At 64.8% G+C, this 14,573-nt stretch carries 13 protein-coding genes; 10 read left to right on the forward strand and 3 right to left on the reverse strand.

What is annotated here, in order from left to right:
- Positions 1-37: 37 nt before the first annotated feature.
- The 3 genes from QX121_RS00335 to QX121_RS00345 are packed head-to-tail and all read right to left on the reverse strand — an operon-like array spanning position 38 to position 3,625.
- The gene (locus QX121_RS00335) at positions 38-1,075 is read right to left on the reverse strand and encodes an ABC transporter permease (RefSeq protein ID WP_315775060.1); all 1,038 of its coding nucleotides are present in this window, start codon (positions 1,073-1,075) and stop codon (positions 38-40) included.
- Between the two features lie 10 nt (positions 1,076-1,085).
- Positions 1,086-2,591 (reverse strand): sugar ABC transporter ATP-binding protein, encoded by a 1,506-nt coding sequence (locus QX121_RS00340; RefSeq protein ID WP_315738256.1) that lies wholly within the window; start codon positions 2,589-2,591, stop codon positions 1,086-1,088.
- A gap of 11 nt (positions 2,592-2,602) precedes the next feature.
- Positions 2,603-3,625 (reverse strand): sugar ABC transporter substrate-binding protein, encoded by a 1,023-nt coding sequence (locus tag QX121_RS00345; protein WP_315738255.1) that lies wholly within the window; start codon positions 3,623-3,625, stop codon positions 2,603-2,605.
- 37 nt (positions 3,626-3,662) lie between these two features.
- Here QX121_RS00345 and QX121_RS00350 point away from each other — a divergent pair, with 37 nt between their 5' ends.
- From QX121_RS00350 to QX121_RS00395, 10 genes are all read left to right on the forward strand, one after another.
- Positions 3,663-4,667, forward strand: coding sequence for a metallophosphoesterase family protein (locus QX121_RS00350; protein ID WP_315810869.1), 1,005 nt, complete (start codon positions 3,663-3,665; stop codon positions 4,665-4,667).
- Positions 4,668-5,200: 533 nt separating this feature from the next.
- Positions 5,201-5,566, forward strand: coding sequence for a DUF2946 family protein (locus QX121_RS00355; protein WP_315780229.1), 366 nt, complete (start codon positions 5,201-5,203; stop codon positions 5,564-5,566).
- A 138-nt stretch (positions 5,567-5,704) separates the two neighbouring features.
- Entirely contained in the window at positions 5,705-6,223 is a 519-nt protein-coding gene (locus QX121_RS00360; protein ID WP_315738252.1) for a copper chaperone PCu(A)C, read from the forward strand.
- A gap of 63 nt (positions 6,224-6,286) precedes the next feature.
- Positions 6,287-6,730: a DUF2946 family protein gene (locus tag QX121_RS00365; protein WP_315810870.1), complete on the forward strand. Its 444-nt coding sequence runs from the start codon at positions 6,287-6,289 to the stop codon at positions 6,728-6,730.
- Positions 6,731-6,821: 91 nt separating this feature from the next.
- A complete protein-coding gene (locus QX121_RS00370) occupies positions 6,822-9,212 on the forward strand; it encodes a TonB-dependent receptor family protein (RefSeq protein ID WP_315810871.1) in 2,391 nt (796 codons plus the stop codon).
- 8 nt (positions 9,213-9,220) lie between these two features.
- On the forward strand, positions 9,221-10,447 hold the full coding sequence (locus QX121_RS00375) for a sialidase family protein (protein ID WP_315770849.1): 1,227 nt from the start codon (positions 9,221-9,223) through the stop codon (positions 10,445-10,447).
- On the forward strand, positions 10,444-10,941 hold the full coding sequence (locus QX121_RS00380) for a TlpA disulfide reductase family protein (RefSeq protein WP_315810872.1): 498 nt from the start codon (positions 10,444-10,446) through the stop codon (positions 10,939-10,941). The genes QX121_RS00375 and QX121_RS00380 overlap by 4 nt, the downstream gene beginning before the upstream one ends.
- Before the next feature lie 209 nt (positions 10,942-11,150).
- Positions 11,151-12,485, forward strand: a complete 1,335-nt coding sequence (gene proS / locus QX121_RS00385; RefSeq protein WP_315738247.1) for a proline--tRNA ligase — start codon at positions 11,151-11,153, stop codon at positions 12,483-12,485.
- Positions 12,486-12,579: 94 nt separating this feature from the next.
- A complete protein-coding gene (locus tag QX121_RS00390) occupies positions 12,580-13,863 on the forward strand; it encodes a lipoprotein-releasing ABC transporter permease subunit (protein WP_315711581.1) in 1,284 nt (427 codons plus the stop codon).
- 7 nt (positions 13,864-13,870) lie between these two features.
- Complete coding sequence (locus QX121_RS00395; RefSeq protein WP_315738246.1) at positions 13,871-14,572, forward strand: ABC transporter ATP-binding protein; 702 nt, start codon at positions 13,871-13,873, stop codon at positions 14,570-14,572.
- Position 14,573 lies beyond the last annotated feature (1 nt).

Genomic DNA, 14,573 nt, shown 5'->3' on the forward strand with positions numbered 1-14,573 from the left:
CTCGATGGTGGGCACGCGACCGCCCTACGACACACGCTCAATCCGCCGCCTTGGCGCGCAGCCGCTGCGCGTAGACGTTGATCACCAGCGCGGCGAGCAGGATCAGGCCGCGGATCAGAATCTTCAGGAAGCTGTCGATGTTGACGTGGTCGAGGCCGTTGTTGAGCACGCCGAGCACGAACAGGCCGACGATGGTGTTGCCGATGCCGCCGCGGCCGCCGAACAGGCTGGTGCCGCCGACCACGACGGCAGCGATCGAATCCAGCAGGTAGGTGTCGAACTCGTTCTGCTGCGCGCTGCCGAAATGCGCCACGCCGAGCATGCCGCCAATTCCCGAGCACACCGCCGAGATCACCATGACGCTGCCGAGGATCAGCTTGACGTTCAGGCCGGAATACTCCGCTGCCTCGCGGTTGCCACCGACCATGTAGACGTAGCGGCCGAACCGCGTGTAGGTCAGCACGAGGTGCCCCAGCAGCAGCATGAGGGCGGCCACGATCACGATCCAGGGCACCCCCGCCAAGGAGCCGGAGCCGAGCGTCGTGATGATGGGCGGCACCTTGTAGGCGATCTGGCCACGCACCAGCATGGCCGAAATGCCTGCGGCGATCTGCATCATCGCGAGCGTCATGATGAAGGAGGGAATGCCGATCACGGTCAGGCCGAAGGCGTTGACCACGCCAAGCAGCGCGCACAGCGCCAGCGCGAGCAGGATGGCGGCAAAGCCGGGCATCGGCAAATTGGCGATGTTGACGTAGGACTCCTGCAAGGTGAAATAGGCCACCGCGATGCCGGTCACGTTCGCGATGGCAGCGATCGACAGGTCGATCTCGGCGCACAGGATCACGAAGGTCAGTCCGACCGCGATGATGCCGGTCACCGACACCTGGGTCAGGATGTTGCCGACATTGTCGAGCGTGGCGAAGGATGGACTCGCGATTGCGAAGAACGCGGTGAGGAAGATCAGCGTCAGGAATGGCGCGATGTTGCGCATCTGCGAGCGCAGCAGCGCTGCGACCCCGCCGGCGCGTCGTGGTTGCGCCTCCGGCATCGGAACGGTCTCGCCATGCGCCATGACAATCTCCCTACGCCGCCTCGAGCAGACGGTCTTTGCTGATGGTCTCGCCGGCGAATTCGCGCACGACCTCGCCGCGCTTGAGCACGATGACGCGATCGGCCAGTGACAGGACAGTCTCCGGCTCCGTCGAGAGCACGATGACGGCAATGCCCTGGTCGCGTAGTTTCCGCACGATCTGGATCACGTCACTCTTGGCGCCAACATCCATGCCGCGGGTCGGCTCGCACAGCACCAGGAGCCGGGGCGGGTGGCTGAGCCATTTGGCCAGCGCGACCTTCTGCTGGTTGCCGCCCGAGAGCAGGCCAAGGTCGATCTCGACGTCGGCGGGACGGATCTGCAACTGCTCGACCTGGCGCTTCGCAAGCGCGCGCTCGCGGGCCGGCTTCAGCAGCACCGCGTTGATGCGGTCGAGGATGCTGATCGAGACGTTCTTGTAGACGGGCTCCTGCAGGAACAGCATGTCGCGGCGGCTCTCGGGCACGAAGGCGATGCCGGCGCGGCGCGCATCCGCCGTGCTCTTGAAGCGGTTGCGCTCGCCCGAGACGCGCAGCTCGCCGGCGTCGGGCGCGAGCTTGCCGAATAGGATCCGCGCCAGCTCGAGCTGGCCGCAGCCCATGAAGCCGTAGATGCCGAGCACCTCTCCGGCATGCACCGAAAATGAGACGCGCTTCAAGTTGCGCGCCAGCGACAGGCCCGCGGCCTCGACCACCACCGGCTTGTCGGCCGGCGGCGCGGGCAGGGTGATGTCGTGGGTGTAGCTGTCCTCCAGCGCATCGCGGCCCTTGCCGATCATGGCCTCGATCAGCGCCGCCTTGCTGGTATCGGCCGCACGTGTCTCCATGATCTTGCGACCGTTGCGGAAGACGGTCACCTCATCGGAGATGAGCAGAATGTCTTCGATGAAGTGCGAGATGAAGATGATTCCGGTGCCCTGCTCGCGTAGCGCGCGCAAGGTCGCGAACAGCCGTTCGACCTCGGGCGGTGACAGCGCCGAGGTCGGCTCGTCCAGGATGATGATGCGCGCGCCTGAGAACAGCACACGCGCGATCTCGATCAGTTGCTGCAGTCCGATCGGGAGATCGCCGAGCCGGCTCATCGGATCGGCGTCGATCCCGAGCTTCTTGAGCTGTTCGGCGGCCTCGCGCGCCATCCGGCGCCACTGCACGATACCGAGGGCATTGGTCGGCTGGTTGCCGAGAAACACGTTCTCGGCAACCGTGAGATCAGGTGCGACGCTGAGCTCCTGATGCACCATGGCGATGCCGGCCGCACGGGCGTCCCGCACGGAGTTGAAATGAACCTCGCGGCCGTCGAGCAGGAAACGGCCGGAGAAGCCGGTGTGCACGCCGGCGATGATCTTCATCAGCGTGCTCTTGCCGGCGCCGTTCTCCCCGACGAGACCATGGATCTCGCCGGGGCGAAGCGTGAAGTCGACGCCGCGCAACGCGGTGACGCCGCCGAACGACTTGGTGATGTCCTGCAATTCCAGAAGAGGCGGGCGGCTGTTCGACATGGGGAGGGACTTCAGATCAGGAAGTGATCCTCCATCCATTGCATGCCGGCGGCATTGGCCTTGGTCACGACGGGCCCATCGGTGATGACGTGCTTCGGAATGCCCTGGCCGCTCTTCTCGCCGGCGGTGACCGCGGCGACGCCTGCGACGATCGCGCCGCCATGAATACGGCAGGACGGATTGCGGACGGTCGCGAACATGCGGCCCTCGCTGACCGCCTGGATCGCCGGCGGCATGGCGTCGACGCCGCCGATCAGGATGTTGGTGCGGTTGCGCGCCTTCATGATGTTGTAGGCGGCGAGCGCCATGTCGTCATTGTGGAAGAACGCCGCGTCGATCTGCGGGTATTTGGTGAGATAGGTCTCCCACAGCCGTGCCGCCTTCGACACGTCCCAGTCGGCCGGCTGCGTGTCCAGCACCTCGATGTTCGGGAACTGTTTGATCACCGAATTGAAGCCCTTGGCGCGGCCCTGCGCGCCGGTGTGGCCGAGCGCGCCCTGCGTCATGATGATCTTGCCCTTGCCGCCCATCGCAGTCGCCAGAGCCTGCGTGACCGATGCGCCCATGAACTCATTGTCGGGCGCCAGGAACGAGTGCACATTGATCTGATCCAGCGGCGCGATCAGCGTGTCCATGTCGATCACGGGAATGCCGGCATCGATCATCTTCTGCACCGGCTGGGTCAGGGTTCCGATGCCGAACGCCTGGATGGCGACGAAATCCCACTTCTGCGACGCCATGTTGTCGATCGCGGCGCGCTGCTTCACCGCATCGAGCTGACCGTCGAACCAGGTGACCTCGACATTGAGCAGCTTGCCCCACCATTCCGCAGCCTGCTTGCCCTGGGCGCACCAAGTCGCCTGCAGGCCGGCATTGGAGAAGGCCGCCTTGAGGGGCTTTTCGGAGCGGCCCATCTCGGCGGCCATCGCCGGATTGATGCCGAAACCGGCGAGAAGGGCCGCCGCAGAGCCCGCGGCCGTCGCCGCCTGGAGAAGATCGCGCCTCGTCGTGGACGTTCTTTTAGTGCCGGACATCCCGTGCTCCCTGTCCCATCGTTGTCCGGCGGCGTCATTGATCGCGCCGCCGAGAACAGCAGTGTTTCACAACCCCATTGATCACGCCACAGCCGGATGTTGTGCGTTGCACCGAGCGACTATCGCGGCGCACGCGCGATGTCAGAAAACCGTGATGTGCTCGTGGTACGCGGCAGCGCAGCTTGGGAGAGAGCCTTTGGCCACGACACGCATTGCCGTGATCGCCGACATCCATCACGGCCGGGATACACCAACGAAGCGGGGATCGGCGGCGCTGCAATTGCTCGAGCGCTTCGTCACGGAGGTGAACGCCGAAAACATCGATGCGGTCATCGATCTCGGCGACCGGATTTCTGACGAAGATCCCGAGCGCGATCGTCTGCTGCAAAGCGATGTCGCGATGTGTTTTGCAAAGCTCGCGCCGACGCATCATCACGTCAGCGGCAATCATGACGTCGCATTGCTCAGTCTCGCCGACAACGAAGCGATCATGGATCGTCCGAGCGGGTCGTGCGCCCTGATCATCGGCGATGTCAGATGCGTGTTCTGGCAACCCGACGTGACTCTCACGCCGACGCGCGGCTTTCGCCTCTCCGCGGGCGATCTCGACGCGCTGGTCGAACTGCTCGCGCAGGATGATCGTCCAACCTTGCTCGTCAGCCACGTGCCATTGTCAGGGCATGCTCAGATCGGCAACTACTACTTCGAAGCCAATCCGGGACACGCGGCCTATGCCGAGACCGACGCAATCCGCACGGCCATCGCGGACGCGCCGTGTCCGATCGTCGCGCTCGCCGGGCATGTTCATTGGAATACCCTGACGACGGTCGATGGCACACCGCATCTGACCTTGCAGTCGCTGACCGAGACGTTCATCTCGGGCGATCCGGCCGAGGCGGCGGGCATTCTCGCGATGGATGATGGTGTGCTGCGCTGGACCGTGACCGGCCGCGAGCCGCTGTCGGTGACGCTGCCCTGGCCAGCGGCCAAGGCGCGGTGGCGTGCTCCATTGGCGCGCTTTGCGACGGCTGCGGTGGCCTGATGTGATTGCGTGTTCAGGCGGCGTTCATCCGGCCCGCGATACCGTTAACGGGAAATATTGTGGCGCGCTGCGACGACTGCAAAAAAATAGAGCAGGGCAGCGGGCCCTGCTCGGAAATTGTGTCGACCCTTTAGATATCCCGCAAGTTCAGATTTGATCTTGTTAAGCGGGGTGACGCTGCTTGTTGCGCGCCAGGGCTCCTCCCGAGACTTGGACCACCAGACTTCCGCAAGCGTTAGCCTGAGGCCCAAATTCGTAGACGATCTTTTTGCGTTTGTCATCCTTTTCGGCAACGATTGTTCAAAATTCGCGCACTCTCTGAAATGATCGGTAAGTGCTTGCAATTGACGAGTTTTATTTTCGTGTTTTCTCGTGATGGGTGCTGAATTACCGTGAAAGCGGTCAGCCCATCGGTTGCGACGGGATTGTTCTTAATCAACGACCGCTGGCGAAATGTGCCGACTGTGCCTTGCGCGACCTCGACTCCTGGCGTTCGCTCGGGCACAAGAATTCAGTTCATTTGGCAGGCTTTGATGCGGCAGCGGCTGCAGGCGTTTCTCCCGATCATGCTGATCGCACTGATGGTGCAGATCCTGGCGCCGATCGGTGCTGCCTGGGCGGCGGCTTCAGCCGCGGCTGACCCGCTGCGCGGCCTCGAAATTTGCCACAGCCAGTCTGGTTCCCAGTCGTTGGACGATGAGTCGCCGGCGAAGCTCGCACTCCACGGCTGTTCGCTGTGCTGCCTGGCGCAGCCGGTCACACTGGATGGGCCGGAGCTGTCCGCCATCGCCACACCGCAACGGGAATCGGGCGAGGTCGTGTGGCGCGCCGGTGATCCGGCCGGCCGGATCACCAAGGCCTTCTCGAACGCGCAGGCAAGGGCTCCGCCCGCAGCGTGACGCGCTGGCTGCTGTGCGGCCCTTATCTCCCAAATCGCATAACCACCGTGCGTTGTCTGCTCGGCCGTGACTGGCGCGCGGACACGTGCCAATCGATCGAGCCGCCGGCGCATTGCCGCCAAGAAAAGGATAACCGACATGACCTTCCTCGGACGCTCTCTGCTTGCATTCGCTCTCCTGTTGGGCGGATCTTCTGCCGCCTTCGCCGCGGATGTGAAGGCCGGTGACCTCGTCATCACCCAGCCATGGAGCCGCGCCACGCCGGGCGGCGCCAAGACGGGCGCCGGCTATCTGACCATCGAGAACAAGGGCAGCGCGCCGGACCGCCTCGTCGCAGTGACGGGCGACGTCGCCGGGCGAGTCGAGATTCACGAGATGGCTGTCACCAACGGCGTCATGACCATGCGTCCGCTGGACAAGGGACTCACGATCGAGCCGGGCAAGACCGTCGCGCTGGCGCCGGGCGGCTATCACCTGATGCTGATGGATCTGAAGAGCCCGCTGAAGCAGGGCGACAAGCTGCCGGTCACGCTGGAGTTCGAGAAGGCCGGCAAGGTCGCCGTGACGCTCGAGGTGCAGGCGGTCGGCGCCAAGGGGCCGGGCGGCGAGGGCGGCAGCATGATGAAGCAGCACGATCATTCCGGCATGAAGATGTAGGCCGGGCGCACTGCGACTCCGACGGAGAGGCCGGCCTCGATGCAACGGGTGGTGAACGCTGCCATGACAGCCGGTTCGCTCGCGAGCCGGCTGGTGGCGGTCGGCCGTGCTCGGGGGCCTGCCGCCCGCTTCCGTCGAAAGCTCGGCCGATATCTGCCGGTCGCTCTGCTAGCAATGCTGTTGCAGGTGCTGGCGCCAGTGGCGGCGTCCGCCATGGCGGCTGTGACGATCGCGACGGCCGATCCGTTTGGCGGGGTGGTGATCTGTCATGCCGAGACGGATGCGGCGCCATCGAATGGCGATACCGACCGCACCGCCTGCGGCCTCGACTGCGTCATGTGCTGCGTGCTGCACGCCGCCGCGGCGCTCGACGCGCCGCCCGCGCCATTCGATGCGGCTCCGCTGCGTCTGACGGCGTCCATCGTCTGGACTGCGCGCGAGCTCCGTCTCGTTCATCTGCTCGCCCGGGCACAGGCGCAACCAAGAGGACCTCCCTTCCTTTCCTGAGCACAGAAATCGTCATCGGCGCCGCAGCAGCGCGCCAATCCGTTCTGAACCAGGAAGACCGGCCGTGCAGCCGGCATCGGGGAAGTCAAACATGTTCCGTCGTCATGCCCTTGGTGGTGTGAGCGTGCTCGCCCTGCAGCTCATGCTGCTGCAATCGGCCACGATCGCGAGCGCCGAGACCGAGAAGGAATTGCCGTCCGTCACCGTCGACGCGCCGCGCGCCGCGCCACAACGGGCCGTGCGCAAGCCGATCGCGCAGGCAACATCCGTCCGCACTCACGTGCCGAAGCCGCCTGCCGCATCCGTGGCCAGCAGCTCCGGGCAGGGAGGAGCGGTGTCCGACCCAGCCTCGGGTGCCGGCGCCGCTCGCAGCCAGCTCAGCCAGTCGCCGTCCGGCCAGACCGCGACCACGATCGACCGCAGCCGCTACGATGACCGGCCTGCGTTTTCCGTCGGCGACATCCTGCGCGAAAGCCCCGGCGTCTCGCTCAAGCAGGGCAACGGACCGCGCGATCTCGGCATCTCGATCCGCGGCTCCAATGCCCGCAACGGCTTCGGCATCCGCAACATCGCGCTGTTCGAGGATGGCTTTCCCGTCACGCAGCCGGACGGGCTGTCGCGCAGCGACCTGATCGATCCCCACGCCTACGGTGCGGTCGACGTGATCCGCGGGCCGTCCTCGGCGCTCTACGGCAACTATGCGACCGGAGGCGCGATCAATTTCCGCACCCGTCCGGGCGGCAGCATCGACGGCGCGGAGATCGGCAGCGAAGGCGGCAGCTTCGGCTATCTCAGCAACTACATGACGTTCGGCAAGAAGGTCGGCAATTTCGAGGGCTCGCTGTTCACCAGCGACGTCCGCGGCGACGGCTATCTCGGCAACAGCTGGTTCAACACCCAGACCGTCAACTTCCTCGGCACCTACAAGGTGACGCCCGACGACCGCTTCACGGTCAAGATCATCAACAACGACCTGGTCACGCGGCTGCCGCTCCGTTACACGCTGAGCCAATACTATCAAAACCCGTACCAGCAGGGCTGCACCACCTGGGCGTCCAGAGCAGCCGGCTGCGCGACCGTCGGGCTCAACAAGAACGGCCTCAATACGCTCGGCGGGGTGGACCAGGAGACCGCGCTGCAAGCCGGGCTCGGCCGTAACGACCGCCGCACCATCGTGGGCGGGCGCTGGGAGCACGACTTCGACAACAACACGAGCTGGCGCAATCAGTTCGTGTTCGACGACCGCAACATCAGCCAGCCGACCGGCTCGACCAGTGCGATCGGCGACTATCCGTCCTACAACTACATGAGCGACATCACCAGGCGGGGTGAGATCTTCGGGCTGGAATCGACCGCCTTCTTCGGCGCATTCTACAACACGCTGACCGCATCCGGAGATACGCGCTTCGTCGTGCCCGGCGGCAACGCGGCGCTCGGCGGCCTCTCGGCCAACACCTGGAGCGAGACCACCAACTACGGCCTGCGGGCGCGCGAGGAGCTCAAGCTGACAGCGGCACTGACGGCGGTGGCCGGTCTCGGCTGGGAGCGTACCCATCTGCGCGGCGTGAACACCGCCTATACTTACGGCGCGACGACAACGACGACGATCACGACGGCGGACCGGCAGTTCGACAATCTCGCTCCCGAGCTGGCGCTGCTCTACCGCGTGAGCAGCGACTGGCTGCTGCGCGCCCGCGTTGCCACCGGCTATGGCACGCCGCAGGTCTCGAACCTGTTCGTGTTGCCAACCGGCGATTTCGGCAACAACACCCAACTGAAGTCGCAGACCAATCTGGGCTACGACGTGGGTTTCGACTGGACGCCGAACCGGTCTCTGACCCTCAGCGCGACGGGCTTCTACGAGTTCTTCCGCAACGAGATCGTCACCCAGGCCGTCACGGGGACGCAGAACACCTCCTACACCTTCAACGCACCGCGCTCGGAGCATCGCGGCGTCGAATTGGCGGCCGATTGGCGGTTCCTGCCGGGCTGGCGGTTCACCACTGCCTACACCTACCTCGACCAAGTCTACACTGAATATACCGAGAACCTTGCGGGCGGCTCGAAGCTGTTCAGCTTCAACCGCGTTGGCAACAAGATTCCCGGCATCTCGCCGAACGAGCTGACCGCACGGCTCGGATACGATCACCATAGCGGGAGGCTCGCGGGGCTTGGTGCCTTCGTCGAGGTCCAGTGGAAGGATTCCTTCTATATGGACAACGCCAATCTGCTGAAGGCACCGGGCTATGAGCTCGTCAATCTGAACGTCCACTACAAGACCGAGCTTGCCTCGGATACGTTCAAGTCGATGAACGTCTTCTTCGAGGTCCGCAATGTGTTCGACCGCACCTACATCGCCTCCGCAAACAACCTGCAGAATACGGTGACGGGCGCCGGCGTGCAGGGACTGGCGGGCACCGGGACGATCTACGCCGGCTCACCGCGCGCCTTTTTGGCCGGCATGAAGGTGGCATTCCGATGAGGACCGAAATGATAAGGACGTCACGACTTCGAAGCGGCCTCGTTGGACTGGCGATTGCCTTGCTCTGTCCGCTCACCGCTCGAGCCCAGATGGCGCACCAGCACGGATCTGACGCTGCATGCGAGGGCACTGAGCTCCGATGCGCAACCAAGGTGACGCCGTTCTTCGCTGGCGACGGCAAGCTCTGGCTCGTTTGGATGGCCGGAGGACGGATCTCGGTTGCGAGCTCGTCCGACGGCGGGAAAACGTATTCCGCCACCGTGCCGGTCACCGAGCAGCAGCTCAACCTCGACTGGGGGCCCGATGCTCGGCCGAAGCTGGTGGTCGATGGCAAGGGCGCGGTTGCGGTTGCGTTCTCGATTTTCCGCGACCAATCCTTCAACGGGCAGGTGCTGTACTCCAGGTCGGAGGACGGTGGCAAAAGCTTCGCAGCGGTTCGCCCGATCACGGCCAGCAACGAAAGCCAGCGCTTCGAGGCGCTGGCTTTCGACCAGGATGGCACCGTCTTCGTGGCCTGGCTCGACAAGCGCAACCGGGCGCCGGCGAAGGCCGCCGGGCGTTCCTATGAGGGCGCAGGGCTGTTCTTCTCGTCGTCGCGCGATGGCGGTGCCACCTACGCCGAAGCGACGCTCGCCCAGGACAACACCTGCGAATGTTGCCGGCTCGGGCTTGCGTTCGCGGGGCCGGGTCGTCCGGTCGTGATGTTCCGCAACATTTTCGATGGCAGCGTGCGCGACCATGCCGTGATCACGTTCAGTGATCTCGGCACCCCCGGCGAGGTCCACCGGGTCAGCACCGATGATTGGCAGATCAAGGCCTGCCCGCATCAGGGGCCGAGCCTGACCGTGGCGCCGGCGGGCACCTATCATGTCGCCTGGTTCACCAGCGGCAAGGTTCGTAAGGGGCTGTTCTACGCGCATTCGCGCGATGGCGGCCGGACGTTCTCGGAGCCGATGGCGATCGGCCAGGCCGACCGCAATCCGACGCGACCCTATGTGCTCGCGACCCAGGACAGCACGACGCTGGTGTGGAAGGAGTTCGACGGCGAGCGGACCACGGTGATGGGAATGCAATCGCGGGACGATGGCGAGACGTGGTCGAAGCCGCGCGCCGTTGCCAGCACGGACAATGCGTCGGATCATCCGCTGCTGGTCGCCCGTGGCAAGCAGATCTTCCTGTCCTGGATGACCAAGTCGGACGGCTATCGGTTGCAGCCGATCGGAGATGAGTCATGAAACGCGCATTCGCTGCCCTTGCGATCTTTGGCCTCGTCGCCTTGACGGCGTCGAGCACCGCAGCGCCGCCATCGCTCAAGCCGTTCGAGCGCGGCACGTGGCGCGAGGTGCTGCGGGCCCATGCGGGTCGTCCGACCCTGATCCATTTCTGGGGCGTCACCTGCGGCCCCTGCAAGATCGAGCTGCCGCAGCTCGGCAAGTTCATGTCCGATCATCCCGAGATCGACGTGGTCACCGTCAGCGCCGACCTCGTGCCCAATCTGAATGCTGCGACCCAGGCCATGCTGGACAAGGCCGGTCTCTCCACGGCGGAGAACTTCATTTTCGCCGACGGCTATGTGGAGCGCCTCCGGTTCGAGATCGATCCGTCCTGGCAGGGCGACATTCCGCGCACGATGCTCGTGACCCGCGAGGGCGTCGTCTCGACCATCGAAGGCAGCGCCGAGATCAGCGATCTCGACAAATGGTCCTCGGAGCAGGGACGGTCGCGCTAGGACGGTCCGGGCGAGGGGATCAAGGCTGGCCGCGCCGCGACCAGCCTTGAGATGGCGCCGCGGCGGGGTTCATCCTCCACTTCAGGGAAACCGGTAAATTGATTGGGAATCCGGCGGCTTAGCCGCTTTTTCTCAAACCCAGCCTTGTGTTTTGCCGCCTGATCCGGTTTGACTGCGCCAGCCCGAACCGAATCTCGAAGGCCTCGCCCATGCGTCTGTCGCGGTTTTTCCTGCCCATTCTGAAAGAAAATCCGAAGGAAGCCGAGATCGTCTCGCACCGGTTGATGCTGCGCGCCGGCATGCTGCGGCAGGAGGCGGCCGGGATCTATGCCTGGCTGCCGCTGGGCTTCAAGGTGCTGAAGAAGATCGAGCAGATCGTGCGCGAGGAGCAGAACCGCGCCGGTGCGCTGGAGCTGTTGATGCCGACCCTGCAGCTCGCCGACCTCTGGCGCGAGAGCGGCCGCTACGATGCCTACGGTCCGGAGATGCTGCGCATCAGCGACCGCCACAAGCGTGAGTTGTTGTACGGGCCGACCAACGAGGAAATGATCACGGAGATCTTCCGTGCCTATGTGAAGTCCTACCGTAACCTGCCGCTCAATCTCTATCATATCCAATGGAAATTCCGCGACGAGCAGCGTCCCCGCTTCGGCGTGATGCGCGGCCGCGAATTCCTGATGAAGGACGCCTATTCGTTCGACCTCGACGAGGCCGGCGCGCGGCGCGCCTACAACAAGATGTTCGTCGCCTATCTGCGCACCTTTGCGCGGATGGGCCTGAAGGGCATCCCGATGCGCGCCGAGACCGGTCCGATCGGGGGCGATCTCAGCCATGAGTTCATCGTGCTCGCGGAGACCGGTGAATCCGGCGTCTACTGCGACCGCAATGTGCTCGACCTGCCGATCCCTCCGGCCTCCGTCGACTATGACGGCGACCTGACGCCGATCATCAAGCAATGGACGTCGCTCTATGCGGCGACCGAGGACGTCCATGACGCCGCTCGCTTCGAAGCCGAGGTGCCGGCTGAGCGGCGGGTCCATACCCGCGGCATCGAGGTCGGCCAGATCTTCTATTTCGGCACCAAATATTCCGAGCCGATGAAGGCGCTGGTCGCGGGCCCCGATGGGGCGGAGGTGGCCATCCACGGCGGCTCCTATGGCGTCGGCGTGTCACGGCTGGCTGGTGCGATCATCGAGGCCTGCCACGACGACGCCGGCATCAGATGGCCGGAGGAGGTCGCTCCGTTCCGCGCCGTGATCCTCAACCTGAAGCAGGGCGGCTCCGACACAGATGCTGCCTGCGAGCAGCTCTATCGCGATCTCCTCGCCAAGGGGGTCGACGTGCTCTACGACGACACCGAGCAGCGTGCCGGCGGCAAGTTTGCCACGGCCGACCTCATCGGCATCCCCTGGCAGATCATGGTCGGCCCCAAGGGCCTTGCCGAGGGCAAGGTCGAGGTGAAGACCCGCAGCGACGGCGCCCGCCAGATGATGTCCCCCGCGGACGTCGTGGCACGGCTCGGCGGCGGAACATTGGCTGGCTGAGACGCGCGTTCGATCATCGGATTATCCACCGGGGCTGCCCGTCCCTTCAGGCCAATCCGGCCACATTCGGCCCGAATCATGGGATGATCGCACAATGGATGACGCCATGACCGAACCGGTGCAGACCACCACCCCCTTCGCTCCCTTCGAGTGGATGCTGTCGGGGCGCTATCTGCGTGCGCGCCGCAGGGAAGGGTTCATCTCCGTCATCGCGGGGTTCTCCTTCCTCGGCATCATGCTGGGCGTCGCCACCCTGATCATCGTGATGGCGGTGATGAACGGCTTCCGCAAGGAGCTGCTCGACAAGATCCTCGGTCTGAACGGGCATTTGCTGGTGCAGCCGCTGGAGTCGCCGCTCACCGACTGGAAGGACGTCTCCGAGCGGATCGCGCAGGTGCAGGGCATCCGCCTTGCCGCGCCGGTGGTTGACGGACAGGGTCTGGGCTCGTCGCCATTCAATGCGTCAGGCGTGTTCATCCGCGGCATTCGCGCGCAGGACCTCACGAACCTGACGTCGATCGCCAAGAACATCAAGCAGGGCTCGCTGGAAGGTTTCGACGAGGGGCAGGGCGTGGCGATCGGGCGCCGGCTCGCGGACCAGCTGTCGCTGCATGCCGGCGACAGCATCACCCTGGTCGCCCCGAAGGGCGCCGTGACGCCGATGGGCACCACGCCGCGCATCAAGCCCTACAAGATCGCGGCGGTGTTCGAGATCGGGATGTCGGAATACGACGCCAGCTTCGTCTTCATGCCGCTGGCCGAAGCGCAGGCCTATTTCAATCGCAACAACGACGTCACCGCGATCGAGATCTTCACCAGCAATCCCGACAAGGTGGAGGAGTTTCGCAAGACGGTGACCGAGGCGGCCGGCCGACCCATCTTTCTCGTCGACTGGCGCCAGCGCAACTCGACCTTCTTCAATGCGCTGCAGGTCGAGCGTAACGTGATGTTCCTGATCCTGACCTTGATCGTCCTGGTCGCGGCGCTCAACATCGTTTCGGGACTGATCATGCTGGTCAAGGACAAGGGCCAGGACATCGCCGTGCTGCGCACCATGGGGGCTTCGCAGGGGGCGATCATGCGGATATTCCTGATCACCGGCGCCTCGATCGGGGTGGTCGGCACGCTCACCGGATTCGTCGTCGGCCTCCTGATCTCGATGAATATCGATTCGATCAGGAAGTTTCTGTCCTGGCTGACGAGCACCGATCTGTTTCCCAATGAGCTCTATTTCCTGTCGAAGCTGCCGGCTGAGATCGATGCCGGCGAGACCGCGGCCGTTCTGATCATGGCCTTGACCCTGTCTTTCCTGGCTACGCTCTATCCATCATGGCGCGCGGCCCGATTAGACCCGGTCGAAGCGCTTCGCTACGAGTGAGGCGCTGATGGAAGAGCAGGGGGCAGAGGATGTGCCGGTCGTTTATCTCCACGAGATCAAGCGGCGGTACATGCAGGGCGAGCAGCAGCTGACCATCCTGGACGGCGCCAAGCTGGCGCTGTGGGCGGGGCAGTCGGTGGCGCTGGTGGCGCCGTCGGGCTCGGGCAAGTCGACATTGCTGCACATCGCGGGCCTCCTCGAGAGCCCCGACGAGGGCGAGGTCTATGTCGGGGGCGTGCCGACGTCGCAGCTCACTGACATCGAGCGCACCCAGATGCGCAGGACCGATATCGGTTTCGTCTACCAGTCGCACCGGCTGCTGCCGGAGTTCACGGCGCTGGAGAACGTGATGCTGCCGCAGATGATCCGCGGCCTCAAGCGGTCGGAGACCGTGAAGCGGGCGACCGAGATCCTGGCCTATCTCGGGCTCGGCGAGCGCATCAAGCACCGTCCGGCCGAGCTCTCCGGCGGCGAGCAGCAACGCGTCGCGATCGCGCGTGCGGTCGCCAATGCGCCGCGTGCGCTGCTGGCGGACGAGCCGACCGGCAATCTCGATCCTGGCACCGCCGATCACGTCTTTCACGCGCTGATGCAGCTCGTGAAGGCCACGCGGGTCGCGATGCTGATCGCGACCCACAACATGGAGCTGGCCGGCCGCATGGACCGGCGCGTCTCCATCGTCGGCGGCAAGGTCGTCGAGCTCGACTGAG

The organism is Bradyrhizobium sp. SZCCHNR2028 (assembly GCF_032380995.1).
Lineage (GTDB): Bacteria > Pseudomonadota > Alphaproteobacteria > Rhizobiales > Xanthobacteraceae > Bradyrhizobium.